The sequence below is a fragment of the Pseudomonas sp. B20(2017) genome (genome assembly GCF_002113125.1).
Classification (GTDB): Bacteria; Pseudomonadota; Gammaproteobacteria; order Pseudomonadales; family Pseudomonadaceae; genus Aquipseudomonas.
In genome coordinates this window covers 436039-453497 of record NZ_NEJP01000002.1, presented here as the reverse complement: position 1 = coordinate 453497, position 17459 = coordinate 436039, and the positions used below count along the sequence as shown (strand labels likewise).

General features: G+C 61.2%; 20 protein-coding genes. 11 read left to right on the top strand and 9 right to left on the bottom strand.

What is annotated here, in order from left to right; all coding sequences use genetic code 11:
* Positions 1 to 18: 18 nt before the first annotated feature.
* Positions 19 to 1440, bottom strand: a complete 1422-nt coding sequence (locus CAF63_RS05200; RefSeq protein WP_085683650.1) for an MFS transporter — start codon at positions 1438 to 1440, stop codon at positions 19 to 21.
* 125 nt (positions 1441 to 1565) lie between these two features.
* Positions 1566 to 2006: a PACE efflux transporter gene (locus CAF63_RS05195; RefSeq protein WP_064598890.1), complete on the bottom strand. Its 441-nt coding sequence runs from the start codon at positions 2004 to 2006 to the stop codon at positions 1566 to 1568.
* A gap of 121 nt (positions 2007 to 2127) precedes the next feature.
* Here CAF63_RS05195 and CAF63_RS05190 point away from each other — a divergent pair, with 121 nt between their 5' ends.
* Positions 2128 to 3000 carry a LysR family transcriptional regulator gene (locus tag CAF63_RS05190; RefSeq protein ID WP_085683649.1) on the top strand — a complete coding sequence of 291 codons (873 nt, stop codon included), beginning with the start codon at positions 2128 to 2130 and terminating at the stop codon, positions 2998 to 3000.
* A gap of 146 nt (positions 3001 to 3146) precedes the next feature.
* Here the strand turns inward: CAF63_RS05190 and CAF63_RS05185 are convergent, their stop codons facing one another.
* Complete coding sequence (locus CAF63_RS05185; RefSeq protein ID WP_085683648.1) at positions 3147 to 4178, bottom strand: LacI family DNA-binding transcriptional regulator; 1032 nt, start codon at positions 4176 to 4178, stop codon at positions 3147 to 3149.
* Between the two features lie 216 nt (positions 4179 to 4394).
* Here CAF63_RS05185 and CAF63_RS05180 point away from each other — a divergent pair, with 216 nt between their 5' ends.
* Positions 4395 to 4928, top strand: coding sequence for a gluconokinase (locus CAF63_RS05180; RefSeq protein WP_085683647.1), 534 nt, complete (start codon positions 4395 to 4397; stop codon positions 4926 to 4928).
* Between the two features lie 83 nt (positions 4929 to 5011).
* Positions 5012 to 6364 (top strand): GntP family permease, encoded by a 1353-nt coding sequence (locus CAF63_RS05175; protein WP_085683646.1) that lies wholly within the window; start codon positions 5012 to 5014, stop codon positions 6362 to 6364.
* A gap of 177 nt (positions 6365 to 6541) precedes the next feature.
* Here CAF63_RS05175 and alaC read toward each other — a convergent pair whose 3' ends face one another.
* A complete protein-coding gene (gene alaC / locus CAF63_RS05170; protein WP_085683645.1) occupies positions 6542 to 7759 on the bottom strand; it encodes an alanine transaminase in 1218 nt (405 codons plus the stop codon).
* 140 nt (positions 7760 to 7899) lie between these two features.
* Here alaC and CAF63_RS05165 point away from each other — a divergent pair, with 140 nt between their 5' ends.
* From CAF63_RS05165 to CAF63_RS05155, 3 genes are all read left to right on the top strand, one after another.
* Positions 7900 to 8562, top strand: a complete 663-nt coding sequence (locus tag CAF63_RS05165; RefSeq protein WP_085683644.1) for a LysE family translocator — start codon at positions 7900 to 7902, stop codon at positions 8560 to 8562.
* A gap of 67 nt (positions 8563 to 8629) precedes the next feature.
* On the top strand, positions 8630 to 9124 hold the full coding sequence (locus CAF63_RS05160) for a GyrI-like domain-containing protein (protein ID WP_085683643.1): 495 nt from the start codon (positions 8630 to 8632) through the stop codon (positions 9122 to 9124).
* A gap of 317 nt (positions 9125 to 9441) precedes the next feature.
* On the top strand, positions 9442 to 9930 hold the full coding sequence (locus tag CAF63_RS05155) for a GNAT family N-acetyltransferase (RefSeq protein ID WP_085683642.1): 489 nt from the start codon (positions 9442 to 9444) through the stop codon (positions 9928 to 9930).
* A gap of 158 nt (positions 9931 to 10088) precedes the next feature.
* On the opposite strand, the gene CAF63_RS05150 is transcribed toward CAF63_RS05155, so the two are convergent.
* Positions 10089 to 10694 carry a pyridoxamine 5'-phosphate oxidase family protein gene (locus CAF63_RS05150; protein WP_085683641.1) on the bottom strand — a complete coding sequence of 202 codons (606 nt, stop codon included), beginning with the start codon at positions 10692 to 10694 and terminating at the stop codon, positions 10089 to 10091.
* 17 nt (positions 10695 to 10711) lie between these two features.
* Complete coding sequence (locus CAF63_RS05145; protein ID WP_085683640.1) at positions 10712 to 11197, bottom strand: N-acetyltransferase; 486 nt, start codon at positions 11195 to 11197, stop codon at positions 10712 to 10714.
* A 142-nt stretch (positions 11198 to 11339) separates the two neighbouring features.
* Between CAF63_RS05145 and CAF63_RS05140 the strand changes: the two genes are divergently transcribed.
* The 3 genes from CAF63_RS05140 to CAF63_RS05130 are packed head-to-tail and all read left to right on the top strand — an operon-like array spanning position 11340 to position 13372.
* Positions 11340 to 11765: a nuclear transport factor 2 family protein gene (locus CAF63_RS05140; RefSeq protein WP_085683639.1), complete on the top strand. Its 426-nt coding sequence runs from the start codon at positions 11340 to 11342 to the stop codon at positions 11763 to 11765.
* Between the two features lie 40 nt (positions 11766 to 11805).
* The gene (locus tag CAF63_RS05135) at positions 11806 to 12150 is read left to right on the top strand and encodes a YciI family protein (RefSeq protein WP_007951101.1); all 345 of its coding nucleotides are present in this window, start codon (positions 11806 to 11808) and stop codon (positions 12148 to 12150) included.
* Positions 12143 to 13372: an RNA polymerase sigma factor gene (locus tag CAF63_RS05130; RefSeq protein ID WP_085683638.1), complete on the top strand. Its 1230-nt coding sequence runs from the start codon at positions 12143 to 12145 to the stop codon at positions 13370 to 13372. Before CAF63_RS05135 ends, CAF63_RS05130 begins: the two co-directional genes overlap by 8 nt.
* A gap of 122 nt (positions 13373 to 13494) precedes the next feature.
* On the opposite strand, the gene CAF63_RS05125 is transcribed toward CAF63_RS05130, so the two are convergent.
* The gene (locus CAF63_RS05125; RefSeq protein ID WP_011335572.1) at positions 13495 to 14220 is read right to left on the bottom strand and encodes an SDR family oxidoreductase; all 726 of its coding nucleotides are present in this window, start codon (positions 14218 to 14220) and stop codon (positions 13495 to 13497) included.
* 111 nt (positions 14221 to 14331) lie between these two features.
* Here CAF63_RS05125 and CAF63_RS05120 point away from each other — a divergent pair, with 111 nt between their 5' ends.
* On the top strand, positions 14332 to 15168 hold the full coding sequence (locus CAF63_RS05120) for a LysR family transcriptional regulator (protein WP_085683637.1): 837 nt from the start codon (positions 14332 to 14334) through the stop codon (positions 15166 to 15168).
* Between the two features lie 95 nt (positions 15169 to 15263).
* Here CAF63_RS05120 and CAF63_RS05115 read toward each other — a convergent pair whose 3' ends face one another.
* Positions 15264 to 16118, bottom strand: coding sequence for a LysR family transcriptional regulator (locus CAF63_RS05115; protein ID WP_085683636.1), 855 nt, complete (start codon positions 16116 to 16118; stop codon positions 15264 to 15266).
* 88 nt (positions 16119 to 16206) lie between these two features.
* Here CAF63_RS05115 and CAF63_RS05110 point away from each other — a divergent pair, with 88 nt between their 5' ends.
* Positions 16207 to 16644 (top strand): multidrug/biocide efflux PACE transporter, encoded by a 438-nt coding sequence (locus tag CAF63_RS05110; protein ID WP_085683635.1) that lies wholly within the window; start codon positions 16207 to 16209, stop codon positions 16642 to 16644.
* Between the two features lie 58 nt (positions 16645 to 16702).
* On the opposite strand, the gene CAF63_RS05105 is transcribed toward CAF63_RS05110, so the two are convergent.
* A complete protein-coding gene (locus tag CAF63_RS05105; protein WP_085683634.1) occupies positions 16703 to 17458 on the bottom strand; it encodes an SDR family NAD(P)-dependent oxidoreductase in 756 nt (251 codons plus the stop codon).
* Between the last annotated feature and the right edge of the window lies 1 nt (position 17459).

The window sequence follows — 17459 nt, the reverse complement described above, 5'->3', positions numbered from 1 at the left end:
GAGGATGACCGTTGTCCGTCAGCGATGGGCGATGTTTTCCAGCGCCAGGTTGCGGGTGCGGGGGCCGAAATAACCGATGGTCAGCATCACGATCAGCATGCTGACAACGATGAACGCCAACACGCCCGGCGTGCCGAAATGATCGAGGAACAAACCGATCAATAGGCTGCTGAACACCGTCGACAAACGACTGAACGAATAGCAGAACCCTACCGCCCGGGCGCGGATGTTGGTGGGGAACAGTTCGCTCTGATAAGAGTGATAACTGAAGCTCAGCCAGGCGTTGCAGAAGGTGATCATCACACCGCAGAAGATCAGGCCGAAGGCACTGGTCTGCAGCGCGAACAAGGTGCCGAAGGTCATGGCGCCGAGGGCCGAGCCGACGATCTGCCATTTGTTCTCGAAACGGTTGGCGAATTTGACGAACAGCAGCGGCCCGAGCGGGTAGGCGAGGGTGATGATGAACGCGTACATCAGGCTGTGCGTGACGCTGACGCCCTGACCGGAAAGCAACGCCGGCAGCCAGTTGCCGAAGCCGAAGAAACCGATGGCCTGGAAAATGTGGAAGACGATCAGCATCAGCGCGCGGCGGCGGTAGGGCGGTTGCCAGATATCGGCGAAACGGCCCTTGCCTTCGACGTCGACTGCCACGGCTTCCGGTGCGTCCAGTGGCTGGCGGTGATCTTTCTCGTAGCGCGCCTCGATGCCATCGAGAATCCGGTTCGCCTCATCGAAGCGGCCATGTTGCGCCAGCCAGCGCGGCGACTCCGGCAGACGTTTGCGCAGCCACCAGATGAACAACGCAAACACCGCACTCGCCAGCACCACCCAACGCCAGCCGGACACCCCGAACGGCGCCTGCGGCACCAGCCACCAGGACATCAGCGCCACCGCCGGCACCGACAAAAACTGCACGAAAAACGCGAAGGCAAACGCCGAACTGCGCATGCGTTTGGGCACCAGTTCCGAGAGGTAGGCGTCGATGGTTACCAGCTCGATGCCGAGGCCGATGCCCACCAGAAAGCGCATGCAGATGATCCCCAGCGCCGAACTCTGCACACCCATCAGCACCGTGGCCACGGTGTACCAGACCAGCGCGAAGGTGAAGATTGCGCGCCGCCCGAATCGATCCGCCAAAGGGCTGAGCAGGCTGGCGCCGAGAAACAGGCCGAGGAACGTCGCCGAGGCAAACGCGGCCTGATCGGAGAAACCGAACACGCCCTGATTGCCGGTGGCAAAGATGCCGTCGCGGATCAGCCCGGGGCTGATATAGGCGGTCTGGAACAGGTCGTAGAGTTCGAAGAAACCACCGATCGACAGCAGCGCCACCAGCCGCCAGATTGTGGCGACGGCCGGGAGGCGGTCGATGCGGGCGGAAATCTGTGCGGCGCGTATCGGGTCGATGCCGTCGCGTTGTGCGGCGGGGGCGTGTGCAGTCATGGGCTGATCCATTTTTTATTGATGGAAAAGCTTAGCCTGCTATCGGAAATCAAGGATTGTTTATATCGGCGGTTGACGCGGAAAAACCGCCGATTTCTTGCAATATCTGCTTACCAATTAACGATTTATGTCGCGGGCTGCGGATCCGGCAATGCCGAGGCCGGAAGGCCGAACACTTTATCGAACAGCCAGTTGAAGGCGAAGGTGTAGCAAGGGATGAACACGATCAGCGCCAGATCCAGCAAAAAGGCCTGCACAAGGCTGATGTTCATCCACCACGCGATCAGCGGAATCAGGAACACGATCAGCGTCAGCTGGAAGCCGACGGCGTGGGCGATGCGCCGTTTCACCGTGCGGGTGCGCGACACTTGACGGCTTTCCCAGCGCTCGAACAGCGAGGTGTAGATGAAGTTCCAGGTCACGGCGATGGTGGTGATGATCACCGCCAGCGGGCCGGTGCTGCCGGGCGAGGTGCCGGACAACAGGGCCAGGCCGAGGGCCGAGAAGGTCATGCCGATCACTTCGTAGAGCGACACATAGACCAGTTTGCGTTTGACGCCTTGCATGGGGAGTTGCCTCTTTCTTGCGACTTGTGGCCAGTGGGACTGGCGAAGGCGACGAAAGATAGCTTCAATAGAGGTGACAGAAAAAGTCAGAAGCTTTCAGTTTTATTGATAGGTAAGTGAAGTGAATTTCAACAGCGAAAGCATCGAGCTGTTTCTCGCCGTGATCGAGCGCGGCTCGTTTTCCGCCGCTGCCAGGGCATTGGGCAAAGTCCCGTCGGCGGTGAGCATGGCGATCGGCAATCTGGAGGCGGAGCTCGGCTACTCGTTGTTTGATCGCAGCCACCGCGAACCGCAACCCACGGCAATGGCGCTGTCGCTGGTGCCCCATGCGCGGTTGATCGCCGATCAGCTCAAGCAATTGCAGGTGCACGCGGTGCAGTTGTCGCTGGGGCTGGAGAGCAAATTGTCGATCGGCGTGGCGGCGGATATCGACCGGCGACGGTTGCTGACGGCGATCAAGGACATCAGCGAGCGCCATCCGCTGCTCGACATCGAAGTGCTGACTGCGCCGCAGGATGATGTGCTGGCGATGCTCCACAGCGGTCGGATCAGCGTGTGCCTGGCATTCGCCGGGTTGAGCGTGAATGTGCTGGAACGGTTTCAGTTTGTCGGCAGCGAACGGATGATCGCCACGCTGGCAGCGGACAGCCCGTTGTTGCAGGGGCAGGATCTGTTTCTCGAGGATCTGGTGCATGTGCGGCAGATCGTTGTCGGCAGCCGCGACTTGCCGATCAGCGAAACGCGGCCGCTGGTGGCCGAATCCCACTGGCGCACCGACAACCTGGAGACGGCACTGGAGATGGTCGAGGCGGGGTTGGGCTGGGGCAATTTTCCGCTGTCGGTGGTGCAGCCCTGGCTCGATAGCGGACGGCTGAAACGCCTGAATTTTCGCAACATCGAAAACGGCCTGGTGCTGCCGGTGCACGCGGTGTGGCTCAAGAGCCAGCCGTTGCAGAAGGGCGCGCTGGCGCTAGTGGAGTTCCTTGGGAAGTGATCATTAGGCGGTTGATCGTTCCCACGCTCCGCGTGGGAATGCCTCAATGGACGTTCTGCGTCCGGCTCTGGAAGGGACGCAGAGCGTCCCGGGCTGCATTCCCACGCGGAGCGTGGGAACGATCAAAGTCCGGGAGTGATGCGGGGTCAGGTGCTCTCGCGAATCTTCAGCTCGAAACCCATGTCCTCCACCGGCCGCGCCACGCTGTTGCCGGCCATCAGCGTCAGCATCTGCTCCGCCGCACGCCGGCCGATGGCTTCACGCGGGGTGTTGATGCTGCTCAGGCGCGGCACCATGTGCTCCGACATCGGCAGGTCGTTGAAGCCGAGGATCGCCACTTGCTCGGGGATCCTGATCTCGTTGCGCAGCGCTTCGAGCAAGGCGCCCTGAGCCAGGTCGTCGTTGCCGAAGAAGATCGCATCGACGTCCGGATGTGCCGCCAGCAATTGCAGGAACAACTCGCCGCCCAAGCCTACGGACGATGCACGCGGGGTCAGCACTTCCAGATCCGGGTCGTAGCGACCGGCCTTTTGCAGCGCCTTGCGAAAGCCCTCACCGCGCAGCAGGGTGCGCTGATCAAGCTGCGCGCCGATGTACGCCAGACGCTTGCGGCCACGGGACAGCAAATGCTCGGCTGCGGTTTCGCCGGCGCTGAGCTGGGAGAAACCGACGCAGTTCACCCCGGCGGCGCTGTCCAGTTCCATCATGTACACGCAGGGAATGTTGCTGGCCTCGATCATCCGCCGCGAACTTTCGGTGCGGTCGAAGCCGGTCAGCAACAAGCCGCGTGGCTGATAGGCCATGTAGTTGCGCAGCAGGTTTTCTTCTTCGTCGCGGGAATAGTGGAAGTTGCCGATCAGCACTTCGAAGCCCTTCGGCGTGAGCACCCGATGAATGGCTTCCAGGGTGTCGATGAACAGCAGGTTGGACAGCGAAGGCACCAGAACCACCACCGAATGGCTCTGGGCCGAGGCCAGGGCGCGGGCGGCGGGGTTGACCACATAGTTGAGTTCCAGCGCGGCTTTCTGGACTTTTTCCACAAGCTCGGTGGCAACCGTGCTGACACCGCGCAGGGCGCGGGAGGCGGTAATCGGGCTGACGCCGGCCAGACGGGCGACTTCATTGAGGGTGGGACGGCCGGTGGTGCGGGTGTTTTTATCGTTTTTAGGGGTGGTCATCGGGCGGCTTGCCAAACAAAAATCAAGGCACTAAGGTAGCGCTGTCCTTATGCAGCTGCAAATGCGTAAGCGAGGTCCTGCCTGATCCTCGCTTTTTGGCGTATCGACAAAACCTGCTGCAACCCAAAAAAACGACAAGAAGGCGTCGGCAACTTCTGCCTGTGCACTAGAGTCATAGCTAGCAAAGGTAGCGCTGTCTGCGCGCTGAGGTGTTACATGAATCATCCCATCACCGCCCTGGTCATCATGGGCGTTGCCGGTTGCGGCAAGACGTGCGTCAGCGAGGCCCTGTGCCAATTGAGCGGCGCCACTGCCATTGAAGGCGATACTTTCCATCCGGCCGCGAACATCGAAAAGATGAGCGCGGGGATCCCCCTGAACGACGAAGACCGTGCCGGCTGGCTCGACAGCCTGTGCGACGAACTGCGTCGCGTCGACGCCCTGGGCGAACGCCCGGTGCTGACCTGCTCGGCCCTCAAGCACATTTACCGCGAACGCCTGCGCAGCGCCTTGCCGGGCCTGGGCTTCGTATTCCTCGAATTGACGCCTGAAGTCGCCGCCGACCGCGTTTCCCATCGCCCGGGCCACTTCATGCCGGCCACCTTGATCGAAAGCCAGTTCGCCACCCTCGAATCGCCGATAGGCGAGCCGTTGACCCTGGCCCTGAATGCTTCGATCCACAGCGTTGAAGAACTGGCGTCGCAAGCCCACGTCTGGTGGCAGGCCCATGGCCTGAAACAGGCGGTATGAGTGTGATTGCGAAGATAGCGCTGTCCTTACGGCTTCTGATTAACCCGCTTTAATAACAACAACAAACCAGGAGACACCCCCTCATGTTTGGCATGTCCCATGACGCCTACCTGCTGCTAGATGCAGTGGTCACGGTGATCGGACTCATCGTCCTGATCACCAAATTCAAGATTCACCCCTTCATTGCCCTGACCATCGCCGCCGCGTTCCTCGGCCTGACGTCCGGCATGCCGATCGGCACCATCATCAAGGCGTTCCAGGACGGCTTCGGTGGCGTGCTCGGTTTTGTCGGCATCATCCTCGCCTTGGGCACGATGCTCGGCAAGATGATGGCCGAATCCGGTGGTGCCGATCAGATCGCCCAGACCCTGATCCGCGCGTTCGGCAAGGACAAGGTGCAGTGGGCGATGATGTTTGCCGCGTTCCTGGTGGGCATTCCGCTGTTCTTCGAAATCGGCTTCGTGCTGCTGATTCCGCTGGTGTTCATCGTCGCTCGCCGCACCGGCGTGTCGATCATCAAGATCGGTATCCCGTTGCTCGCCGGCCTGTCCGCCGTGCACGGTCTGGTGCCGCCGCACCCGGGTCCGCTGCTGGCCATCGGCGTATTCGGTGCCGACATTGGCAAGACCATTCTGTACGGTCTGATCGTCGCGCTGCCGACCGCCATCATCGCCGGCCCGATCTTCGGTACGTTCATCGCCAAGCACATTCCGGGTCATCCGAATCAGGAATTGGTCGATCAACTGGCGCGTGAGTCGGACTCGCAGGATCTGCCAAGCTTCAGCATCACCCTGGTCACCGTGCTGCTGCCGGTGTTCCTGATGCTGCTGAAAACCTTCGCTGACGTGGCGCTGCCGGACGGTCATTTCTTCCGCACCTGGATGGACATGATCGGTCACCCGATCTCGGCACTGCTGCTGGCATTGCTGCTGTCGCTGTACACCTTCGGCTACAAGCAGGGCATCGGTTCTCAGCAGATGCTTAAATGGCTCGATGCGAGCCTGGCGCCGACTGCCGCGATCATCCTGATCATCGGTGCCGGCGGCGGTTTCAAGCAGATGCTGGTGACCAGCGGCGTGGGCGACGTGATCGGCCACATGGCGGTCAGCGCGCAAATCTCGCCGATCCTGCTGGCGTGGCTGGTGGCGGCGGTGATCCGCATCGCGACCGGTTCGGCCACCGTGGCGACCATCACTGGCGCGGGCATCGTGGTGCCGGTGGTCGGGATGATCCCGGGCGTGAACCGTGAGCTGCTGGTGCTGGCCACCGGTGCCGGTTCGCTGATTCTGTCCCACGTCAACGACGCCGGTTTCTGGCTGGTGAAGCAGTATTTCAACATGACTGTGGCCGAGACCTTCAAAACCTGGACGGCGATGGAAACCATCCTGTCGGTGGTGGGTCTGGGCTTTATTCTGTTGTTGTCGTTGTTCGTTTAACCCGAACGCAAGACACAAAAAAACCGCAGCGATGCGGTTTTTTTGTGGGTGATGACTTTTCACGGAATCCACAAATCTTTGTGGGAGCGAGCTTGCTCGCGATAGCGGTGGTCCAGCCAACCTCTTTGTTGCAGTGACGGCCTCATCGCGAGCAAGCTCGCTCCCACAGGTTTTGCGTCAACCGCTTGTTTTCGGTGCCAGGCCATCCGCCCGGAACATCCCGCGAATCCCGCGTACTGCCTGGCGAATCCGGTCCTGGTTCTCGATCAATGCGAAGCGCACGTGATCGTCGCCGTACTCACCAAAGCCGACACCCGGCGAGACGCAGACCTTGGCCTCGGCCAGCAGTTTCTTGGCGAATTCCAGCGAGCCGAGGTGCGCGTAGGCTTCGGGAATCTTCGCCCAGACGTACATCGAGGCTTTCGGGTTCTCGACCATCCAGCCCAGCTCATGCAGGCCCTTGACCAGCACGTTGCGGCGCTGGCGATATTGCTCGGCGATGTCGCGCACGCATTGCTGATCACCTTCCAGCGCAGCAATCGCGGCCACCTGCAGCGGGGTGAAGGTGCCGTAGTCGTGGTAGCTCTTGATCCGCGCCAGGGCGCTGACCAGTTCCGGGTTGCCGACCATGAAACCGATGCGCCAGCCCGCCATGTTGTAGCTCTTGGACAGGGTGAAGAACTCCACCGCAATGTCCTTGGCGCCCGGCACCTGCATGATCGACGGGGCTTTCCAGCCGTCGTAGACGATATCGGCGTAGGCCAGATCGTGCACCACCAGTACGTCGTACTGTTTGGCGAGGGCGATCACCCGCTCGAAGAAATCCAGTTCCACACATTGCGCGGTGGGGTTGGACGGGAAGCCGAGGATCATCATCTTCGGTTTCGGGATCGAACCGCGAATCGCCCGTTCCAGTTCGGCGAAGAAGTCCACGCCCGGCACCAGCGGCACCGACCGCACCTGGGCGCCGGCAATCACGGCACCGTAGATGTGAATCGGGTAGCTCGGGTTCGGCACCAGCACGGTGTCGCCCTGATCCAGGGTCGCCAACATCAGGTGCGCCAGGCCTTCCTTGGAACCGATGGTGACGATGGCTTCGCTTTCCGGGTCGATCTCGACCTCGTAGCGTTCCTTGTACCAGTTGGAAATCGCCCGACGCAGGCGCGGAATGCCCTTGGACGTGGAGTAACCGTGGGTGTCTTCGCGTTGTGCAACCTGCACCAGTTTTTCAACGATGTGCGGCGGCGTGGCGCCGTCGGGGTTGCCCATGCTCAAGTCGATGATGTCTTCGCCACGACGTCGGGCGGCCATCTTCAGCTCGGCAGTGATGTTGAAAACGTAAGGGGGGAGTCGATCTATGCGCGCAAAGCGGCGCGGCGAACCTTGTTCAGCCATTGTTGCCTCGGATAACGTAAGCGCCCGGAACCGTCCGAGCGACGCTGGTCACTGCGGTGACCTGTGGCGGAAGATAAGGGCAGCGATGGCGGACTGTCCAGCCCCTGAGTACAAACAATTTTTCCCAAGGAAATCGGTAGATGGAATTCACCAGCGGCTTTTTGTTGAGCCTTTCGCTGTGCCTGGATATCGGCGTGGCCAACATCGCGATGATCACCCTGGCGATGCAGCGCGGTTATTTTCAGGGCTTCGCGCTGGGGCTCGGCACCTGTGTCGGCGACTTGATCTACGCGGTGCTGGCGCTGGCCGGAATGACCGTTCTGCTGCAATACGAAACCGTGCGCTGGGTGCTGTGGATCGGTGGTTCGGCGCTGTTGATCTACTTCGCGGCGAAGATGATCTATTCGGCGATCCACCACGAAGCGCAATTGGCGGCGACCGCCGAGGTCGGCCAGAACTCCCATCGCAAGGAATTCTTCCGTGGGATTTTTCTCGCCATGTCGTCGCCGAGCGCCATCCTCTGGTTCGCGGCAGTGGGCGGCACCTTGATCGCCCGATCCGGTGGCGGCGGTCCTTTGAGCTCGGCGCTGTTTCTCGGTGGTTTCCTCTGCGCCGGGCTGTTGTGGTCGGCAGGCCTGTGCTTCGCCGCGAGCCATGGCGGCAAGTTGCTGGGCGACAAGCTGCTGCGCTATTCCTACCTGGCATCTGCGGCGATCTTCTGCTATTTCGCGGTCTACGTGATCGTATCCGGCTACAACGAATTCGTGGGTTCCGGTGCCTCCGACATGCTGCACACGTTGTAACCTTGCGAATCGGGTTTGGCTTCTATACTTGCAGCCGAACCCACTTTTTTGTTCCAGGAGTCGAGTCATGGATGAGCAAAAACGCGTCGAAGTGGCTGAACCTCGCTTCGAACATGGACACTTCCTGCTGATTGCAGGTTTTCGCGATCGCTTTACCAAAGAGACTGTTCGAGACATCCCCGCGCTGTGGGAAAAACTGATCCCGCACATCGGCAATATTCCGGGGCAGAAGGGCGAAGTAACCTACGGTGTTTGCAGCAATTTCGACGGTAACGGCGGGTTTGACTACATGGCCGGCGTCGAGATCAGCAAGCTCGACGAGTTCCCGCAGGAAAAATATCCGTGGATCGAAGTCCTGCCGCGCCAGTACGCGGTGTTCGAACACAAGGGTTCGCTGGATCTTCTGCCGCAGACCATTGATTACATCTACAACACCTGGCTGCCGGCGTCTGATTACAAGGGGCTCAACGCCCCGGAGCTGGAGCGCTACAGCGCCGATTTCAACCCGAAGCACAATACCGGCAAGCTGGAAATCTGCGTCCCGGTGGAAAAGAAAACCTGACAGCTGAGCGGCAGCGCGAACCCGCTTCGCGCTGCCGTTCGAGCCTTACTTGCCCTTGACCCGTCGTGCCCGCAACAGGTCGATGCCCAGGGTAATGAAGCCGAAGAAGCTGATGCCCAATACCATCAACAAACCGATTTCCACGCTGCTCATAAACGGTTCCCCCCTCGGGTGATCAGAGACAGGCGTCAGAAATAGACCGTCCCGAATCCGAAGAAAAGCGCTTATACGCAGGCTTTACGCCCCCCGCGCGGATCGATATGAACACCTTATTCCTTTATCCTTGGCCGCCTTGTTTCCACTGATTTCGAGCCGCCATGAACACCGTCATCCGCCACGTCACCGCCGCCGACCTGGACCGCTGCTACGCCATCGAAACCCTCGCCTACGAGGGCGATGAAGCCGCGACCCGCGAAAAGATCGCCACGCGCATCGCCACCTGGCCGGACGGTTTCATCGTCGCCGAGGTGGACGGGCAGGTGGCCGGCTTCATCAACTCCGGCGCGACGTTTGATGTGCAGATGTCGGACGAGGCGTTCAAGGAATTGATCGGCCACGACCCGGCCGGGCCTAACGTGGTCATCATGTCTGTGGTGGTGCACCCGGATTATCAAGGCCTGGGCCTGGCCAAGCGCCTGCTGGGCGAGTTCATCGAGCGCATGCGCGCCCAAGGCAAGGCGACGATTCACCTGATGTGCAAGGAGCGGCACATCCCGCTGTACGCCGGATTCGGTTTTGCCTACATCAAGCCGTCCGAGTCCGACCACGGCGGGATGGCGTGGCACGAGATGATCCTGACGCTGTAAATACTTCAGCTCTGATCGTTCCCACGCTCTGCGTGGGAATGCAGCCTTCGACGCTCTGCGTCATGACGGTGCCAGGCGTTGCATCAGCGGTGCGGCAGGAACGCGGAGCGTCCCGGTATGCATTCCCACGCAGAGCGTGGGAACGATCATGGGCGGGGTCAGTAGAGGGTGTCACGCACCCGCACCGGGGCCTCGCGATCATAGGCATCGGCATCAAACTGCCCATCATTCAGCCGCTTGTGAAACGCACCCGCCGTCGGCAGCGCCGAGCGTGGCAAGTGAGTTTCCGGATTCCACGCATCCGAACGCACGAATGCCTTGGAGCAATGAAAGAACGCCGCTTCCACCGTCACCAGCAACACCGTGCGCGCCGGTTTGCCGTTCACCGCAAAGCTTTCCAGCAACTCCGGATCAGCGCTGATTGTTGCGGTGCCGTTCACCCGCAACGTCTCGCCAATCCCCGGAATGATGAACAACAGCGACACCCGTGGATCGTGGAGCACGTTGCGCAGGGTATCGATGCGGTTGTTGCCCGGGCGATCCGGCAGGGCCAGGGTGCGCTCGTCAATGATCCGCACAAACCCCGGCGCATCGCCGCGCGGGGAACCGTCGATGCCATCGGCGCCGACCGAGCTGACAATCACCAGCGGCGAGACCCGGACCATCGCCTGATAGTCCTCGTTGAGAAAGCCGATCTGCTTGCGCACCGCCCGTTCGTGGGGCCTTCCGTAAATGGCTTCCAGCGCTTCGATTGAATCGATCATCGTTGTTCACCCGACGATTAGAAGAACAGCCCCATGCGCCGCTCGTAACCAATGCGGCCCTTATATGCTTCGCCGCTGTCGACGAAGCCGTACTTGGCGTACAGCGCAATCGCGGCGTCGTTGTCGGCGTCCACCGACAGTTCCAGCCCTTTGATTTCCGGCCAGGCCTGGCGCGCCACGTCCGGCAACGCCAGAAGGCAGGCCTTGCCATAACCCTTGCCCTGGGCGCGGTGATCGACCTGCAATGCATGCAGGGTCGCGCTGTGCTCATCGGCCCATTCCGGCAGAACCGGCGGGCGTTTGAGCAGCAGGAACGCCACTGGGACCTCTTCGGCGAGCAATGCAAAACCTTTCACGCCGGGGCCGGGTTTCGACAGCAGCGTGTGCAGGGCGCCGTGGATGTCGCCGGAGAACTTGATCTGCTCGGCGTGGATCTCAATCGCCTCGACCTGCTGGCGTTGGGTGGCGTTGAGGCTTTCGTAAGGCACGAGTCGGGCTGACACGGGAATTTCCTTTTTCCTACAAAGATGAGCCCCGGATTCTAGCGATTTTGTGTTCTTCGGAAATTTTTTGTTTCGGTTGTCGATCCGGCAAATCGCCAAGCGACTAAGGGTGTCTTCACAACAAAAACCAGGGAGAAACCCCATGAGTACGCAAGCGCAGATTCAAACCCTGATCGACACCTACCGCGAGGCGGTGATGACCAAGGACGTGGAAAAAGTCATGGCCCTGTATGCCGACGACATCGTTTCCTTCGATGCCATCAAGGCCCTGCAATTCAAGGGTAAACCGGCCTACCGCGCGCACTGGGTGGATTGCATGGAAATGTGCCCCGGCCCTCACATCTTCGAGTTTCACGAAATCGCCATTGAGTCCGCCGACAACATCGCTTTCGCCCACTGGGTAGCCAATTGCGGCGGGACCAATGAAAAGGGCGAAACCCAGAGTTGCTGGATGCGCGTCACCGCGTGCTACCGGCAGGTCGGCGGGGCGTGGAAGATCGCCCACGAACACTGGTCGGCACCGTTCGACCCGATGAGCGGTGCGACCCTGTTCGATGTGAAACCCTGATCTTCAGCCATAGTTGATCCGTCCGATTCAGGAGAATGCCATGAAGTATTTATGCCTGGTCTACAGCGATGAGCGCCTGTTGCATTCGTCGCCCGACAGCCCGGAAGACGCCGAGTGCTGGGCTTACGCCGAGTCAATCCAGGGCAGCGGCAGGATGGTTGCCGCCGAAGCGTTGGAGTCGGTGCAGACCGCCACCACGGTGCGCATGCGCAACGGCAAGCTGTCGATCACCGACGGGCCGTTTGCCGAGACCAAGGAGCAGTTGGCCGGTTTCTACCTGATCGACGCGCGGGATCTCAACGAAGCGATCCAGGTCGCCGGCAATATTCCGGCGGCCCGGGTCGGCAGCGTCGAAGTGCGTCCCGTGCGCCAGTTGAATGTCTGAGGTCCGGGCGCGGGTCGAGCAGGTCTATCGCGAAGACTCGCGGCGGATCCTCGCGACCCTGATCCGTCTGCTCGGCGATTTCGACCTCGCCGAAGAAGCCTTGCACGAGGCGTTCTTTGTCGCGGTCGAACGCTGGCAGCGCGACGGCGTGCCGGACAATCCACGAACCTGGCTGGTGTCCACCGGGCGCTTCAAAGCCATCGACGTGTTGCGTCGTCGCGCGCGGTTCAAGGCCTCGCAACCGTTATTGCTGGCGCAACTGGAAGAACTGGAACAGTCCGAATGGGACGCCGAAGACGTGGAAGACGATCGCCTGCGCCTGATCTTCACCTGCTGCCACCCGGCGCTGGCGGCGGACGCGCAAGTGCCGCTGACCCTGCGTGAAGTCTGCGACCTCACCACTGAAGAAATCGCTCGGGCATTCCTCTCGGCCCCGGCGGCGATTGCCCAGCGCATCGTGCGGGCCAAGGCGAAGATTCGCGATGCGAAAATCCCTTATCAAGTCCCGAGCCTGAGCGAATTGCCTGAACGCCTCGACAGCGTGTTGCGGGTGATTTATCTGGTGTTCAACGAAGGTTACTCGGCGTCTGGCGGCGCCCAGGTGACCCGCGAAGACTTGACCCGCGAGGCGATCCGTCTCGGAAGGTTGCTGCTGGAGTTGCTGCCGGACCCGGAGGTCATGGGGTTGCTGGCGTTGATGTTGTTGCATGAATCGCGGCGGTCTGCGCGCTCTTCGCCGGATGGGGAATTGATTCTGCTGGATGACCAGGATCGCCGATTGTGGAATGCCGAGCTGATCGCCGAAGGCTGCGATCTGGTGGAGCGGGCGCTGACTACCGGACGTTTCGGGCCGTATTGCCTGCAAGCGGCGATTGCGGCGGTGCACGCCGAAGCGCCGACGGCGGGGGAGACAGACTGGGAACAGATCGTCGGGCTGTATGACGTGTTGCTGCGGGCGGTGCCGTCGCCGGTGATCGAATTGAACCGGGCGGTGGCGGTGGCCAAGCGTGATGGGGCGCTGGCGGGGTTGATCTTGATTGAGGGGATTCTGGGGCGTGGGGAGTTGCAGGATTACCACCTGGCGCATTCGGCGCGGGCGGAGTTCTGTCGGCAGTTGGGGCGGGTGGAAGAGGCGCGGGTGGCTTATTTGCGAGCGCTAGAGTTGACGCGGCAGGAGCCGGAGCGGCGGTTTATCGAGGGGCGGCTTAAAGCATTGGGCTGATCCGAAAGGATCGTTGGCAATATTGGCCTCTTCGCGGGCAAGCCCGCTCCCACAATTGGAATGCGATCAAATGTGGGAGCGGGCTTGCCCGCGAAGGGGCCGTTAAGGTCTGTAACAATGGATCAGGCCTGCTGGCGCGTGGCAGCCATCACAATCTCGCGAATACAAACCCCCTGCGGCTGCCCATACGCATAGGCAATCGCCGTCGCCACATCTTCGGCGCTCAACACCGTCCCACCCATATCCTGCTTCCACGCCTGATACCCGGTCTTGATCGCCTCATCCGTGGTGTGGCTCAGCAACTCAGTCTCCACCGCACCCGGCGCAATCGTGGTCACCCGCACGTTATGCGGCGACAACTCTTCACGCAGGTTCTCCGACAACCCATGCACCGCAAACTTGGTGCCGACATACGCCACATGGTTCGGGAAGGTCTTGCGCCCGGCCACCGAGCTGACGTTGATGATCGTGCCGTGCTTGCGCTCGATCATCCCGGCGACCACCGCGTGCACGCCGTTGAGCAGGCCTTTCACGTTGACGTCGAGCATCTGGTCCCACTGCGCCGGGTCCTGTTTGCTCATCTCGCCCAGCAGCATCACCCCGGCGTTGTTGATCAGCGCATCGGCCGGACCGAACTGCGCTTCCGCTTCGGCCACTGCGGCCAGCAATGCGGCGCGGTCGGTGATGTCGACGCGGCGGCTGAGGGTGTTCGGCAGTGCCAGTGCTTCAAGGCGTTCGATGCGCCGGGCCAGCAACAGCAGCGGATGGCCGGCCGCGCTCAAGCGGCGGGCGGTGGCTTCGCCGATGCCCGAGCTGGCGCCGGTGATGATGATCAATGGCTTGCTCATGATTGAACTCCTGAGATAAGAAAAACAAATAACCAGATTCGCGACGCAGTATATTTAGCCCGCCGGAGGCTGAAAAATGCCTTATTCCTCTGTCTGCTATCGGAATCTCCTATGGATATCCGCCATCTCAAAGCCTTCCTCGCGGTGTTCGAAGAACGCAACATCACCGCTGCCGCGCAACGGCTGTTCATCAGTCAGCCCACGTTGTCAGTGACCATCAAACAGTTGGAAGAAGAACTCGGCGCGACGCTGTTTGTGCGTCAGCCCCGTGGTGTGGAAGTCAGCGACGAAGCGCGGTTGCTGTACCCGCAGGCACGACGAATGGTGGCCGAATCCGAGGCGCTGAGCCGGATGTTTCGCGGCCGCGAAAACCGTGCGCCGCTGACCCTCGGCATCGAGGGCGACATCGCCGCCAGCCACATCGAAGCCTTTGTGCGTATGGCCCATCAGGCGTTGCCCAATCTGCTGCTGACCCTGGAGGAGGGCTGTCACGGCGAGGGTCGGTTGGCGGTCGAGGAAATGTGCTGCGAAGACGAACTGTTCCTGCCGCTGTGGGAAGAGTCGTATGTGATGGCGCTGCCCCTCGATCACCCGATGGCCAACGCGCAGGCGGGCTGGGCGCCGATCGAGGACTGGATCACCTGCCCGCAGCATCCGTCCCATCAGCGGTTGATGGCGCTGTACGGACGCTCGCCGGAAACGGTGGCGGGGCACGCCGGTTCATTGCAACAGGCGTTGCACATGGTGGCGGCGGGTGTCGGTGTGGCGATGTTGCCGCAGTCGCTGGTCAGCGGGCATGAACGCATCGTCGTGCGCGCGCTGCACCTGCCGGCGCCGACCCGACGGGTGGGATTGTGTTACGCGGCGCAGGCGCTGGAGTTGCCGACGATGCGCGGGTTGCACGAGTATTTTCAGGTGAACCGTCCGGTCGATATTGCAGCGGCCTGAGCGACCGCTATCGCCAGCAGGCTGGCTTCCACACCGGATGTGTGTTGTTCACAAATCATCTGTGGGAGCTAGCCTGCTAGCGATTGAGGGCACCGCTATTCCAGCATCTTGCTGAGCAACCAGCTCCCCGCCGGCCCCGGCGGATACAGCCGCGACCACAGCGCATCGACGAACACCGGTTTCGGCCAGCCGCGCACCTTCAGTTCAACCAGCAAATCATTACCGAAACGCTCCACCAGCCAGCGCGGCAACGGTGCCCAGCCGAAGCCTTTTTCGGCCATTTCCAGCAGCATCAGATAACTCGGCGCCGACCACACCCGGCCTTTGCCGCGACTGTCGTAAGGATTGACGATGGTGGCCAGGCGCAGCTCGCGATGCTGTTCAAGGATTGTTTGATCGATGGATTCCTGCGTCGCCAGCGGATGGCCACGACTCACAAACAAGGCGATTTCAGTACGCTCAGCAACGGTCGCTGTCGCCAGATCCGGCGGATAGTTATCCTGCATCTCGACGAACGCAAGATGCGCTCGACCGCGCTGCACCAGTTCGACCAGGTCATCGCATTCGGCGATCAGGCATTCCAGCTCCAGATCCGGATATCGGTGCTCGAAACCCACCAGTGCCGCCTCGAAACGGTCGGACTGATAAGTGTCGGAAATCGCCACCGTGAGTTTCGGCTCGACGCCTTGGGCCAATTGTCGGGCAGTCATTTCCAGTCGGCTGGTAGCCGACAGAATCGCCTCGGCCCGTTGCAGCATCACGTGGCCGGCCGGGGTCAGCGTCGGCTTGCGGCTGCTGCGGTCGAACAGTACCAGGTCCAGATCGATCTCAAGACTCGCCACCGCCGCACTCACTGTCGACTGACTGCGCCCGAGTTTGCGCGCTGCCGCTGAAAACGAGCCTTGAGTCGCCGCTTGGACAAATGCCAGCAACACTTCCTGAGAGGCCATAAACTATCGCCTTGATCGATGGTTATTGGTTATGAAGTATCGGTGGGGTACTGGATCATGGCAACCATCTTCACAGAGGACTTCGGCCATGACTGCCAACAAATCCATCACTGAACGTATCTTCCAGGCCATCGGTTTCGAACTGCTGGCGATCCTGATCTGTACCCCGCTGCTGGCGTGGATCATGGGCAAACCGCTGGTCGAAATGGGCGCCGTCACGATCGCAATCGCGATGCTGGCCCTGGGCTGGAACGTGGTGTTCAACGGCTTCTTCGACCGCATGCTCAAGCGCTGGAATATCGCTCACAACGCCTGGGTGCGGGTGGCGCACGCGCTACTGTTCGAGGGCGGGCTGATCGTGATGGGCGTGCCGCTGATTGCCTGGTGGCTGTCGGTCAGCCTGTGGCAGGCGTTCCTGCTCGACATCGGCGTGCTGCTGTTCTTTTTGCCGTACACCTACGTCTACCACTGGGGTTATGACGTGGTGCGCGAGCGGCTGGTGATGCGCCACGCTTGCCAGAGCTGAAACAAAAAATCGCAGCCTGAGAGGGCTGCGATTTTTTTTGTCCGGACTTTGTTCGGGCTTACAGAAACATCCCGCCCGACGCTTCAATCCGCTGACCGTTGATCCACTGCGCCCCCGGCGACAGCAGCAGCGCCAACGCGCCGCCAATGTCATCCGGCTGACCGGCACGGCCCAGCGCGGTGTTGCTGGCGACCATCGCGTTCAGCGCCGAATTGTCGCGCACCGCGCCGCCGCCGAAGTCGGTTTCGATAGCGCCCGGGGCCAGGATATTCACGGCGATCTGCCGTGCGCCCAGCTCCTTGGCCTGATAGCGGGTCAGCACTTCCATCGCGCCTTTCATCGCCGCATAAGCGGCATAACCCGGCAGGGTGAAACGGGCCAGACCGCTGGAGATATTGATGATCCGCCCGCCATCGTTGATCAGCGGCAGCAGTTGCTGAGTCAGGAAGAACGGCCCTTTCAATTGCACATTCATCAGCAGGTCGAACTGCTCCGGCGTGGTGTCGGCGAAGGACGCATGCACGCCAATCCCGGCGTTGTTGATCAGGAAATCGAAGCGCGGACGATCAAGCTGTTGCAGCGCCTGCTCGACCCGCACGGCGAACTCGGCAAAGCCTTCGCTGCGGCCGACATCCAGTTGCAGCATCACGGCTTGGGCGCCGAGTGTTCCCAGTTCCTGCACCAGCGCCTGGGCTTCATCGGCGCGGCTGTTGTAGGTGCCGATGATGTCCACGCCTTGCGCGGCGAGGTGCAAGGCGGCGTTCTTGCCGAGGCCACGGCTGGCACCGGTGATCAATGCGATTTTGCGGTTCATG

Bases quoted from the DNA above. Each gene is read 5' to 3' on its own strand.
- CAF63_RS05200 (WP_085683650.1), bottom strand. From the start codon at position 1,440: ATGACTGCACACGCCCCCGCCGCACAACGCGACGGCATCGACCCGATA.
- CAF63_RS05195 (WP_064598890.1), bottom strand. From the start codon at position 2,006: ATGCAAGGCGTCAAACGCAAACTGGTCTATGTGTCGCTCTACGAAGTG.
- CAF63_RS05185 (WP_085683648.1), bottom strand. From the start codon at position 4,178: ATGACCACCCCTAAAAACGATAAAAACACCCGCACCACCGGCCGTCCC.
- CAF63_RS05180 (WP_085683647.1), top strand. From the start codon at position 4,395: ATGAATCATCCCATCACCGCCCTGGTCATCATGGGCGTTGCCGGTTGC.
- CAF63_RS05175 (WP_085683646.1), top strand. From the start codon at position 5,012: ATGTTTGGCATGTCCCATGACGCCTACCTGCTGCTAGATGCAGTGGTC.
- alaC (WP_085683645.1), bottom strand. From the start codon at position 7,759: ATGGCTGAACAAGGTTCGCCGCGCCGCTTTGCGCGCATAGATCGACTC.
- CAF63_RS05165 (WP_085683644.1), top strand. From the start codon at position 7,900: ATGGAATTCACCAGCGGCTTTTTGTTGAGCCTTTCGCTGTGCCTGGAT.
- CAF63_RS05160 (WP_085683643.1), top strand. From the start codon at position 8,630: ATGGATGAGCAAAAACGCGTCGAAGTGGCTGAACCTCGCTTCGAACAT.
- CAF63_RS05155 (WP_085683642.1), top strand. From the start codon at position 9,442: ATGAACACCGTCATCCGCCACGTCACCGCCGCCGACCTGGACCGCTGC.
- CAF63_RS05150 (WP_085683641.1), bottom strand. From the start codon at position 10,694: ATGATCGATTCAATCGAAGCGCTGGAAGCCATTTACGGAAGGCCCCAC.
- CAF63_RS05140 (WP_085683639.1), top strand. From the start codon at position 11,340: ATGAGTACGCAAGCGCAGATTCAAACCCTGATCGACACCTACCGCGAG.
- CAF63_RS05135 (WP_007951101.1), top strand. From the start codon at position 11,806: ATGAAGTATTTATGCCTGGTCTACAGCGATGAGCGCCTGTTGCATTCG.
- CAF63_RS05130 (WP_085683638.1), top strand. From the start codon at position 12,143: ATGTCTGAGGTCCGGGCGCGGGTCGAGCAGGTCTATCGCGAAGACTCG.
- CAF63_RS05125 (WP_011335572.1), bottom strand. From the start codon at position 14,220: ATGAGCAAGCCATTGATCATCATCACCGGCGCCAGCTCGGGCATCGGC.
- CAF63_RS05120 (WP_085683637.1), top strand. From the start codon at position 14,332: ATGGATATCCGCCATCTCAAAGCCTTCCTCGCGGTGTTCGAAGAACGC.
- CAF63_RS05115 (WP_085683636.1), bottom strand. From the start codon at position 16,118: ATGGCCTCTCAGGAAGTGTTGCTGGCATTTGTCCAAGCGGCGACTCAA.
- CAF63_RS05110 (WP_085683635.1), top strand. From the start codon at position 16,207: ATGACTGCCAACAAATCCATCACTGAACGTATCTTCCAGGCCATCGGT.
- CAF63_RS05105 (WP_085683634.1), bottom strand. From the start codon at position 17,458: ATGAACCGCAAAATCGCATTGATCACCGGTGCCAGCCGTGGCCTCGGC.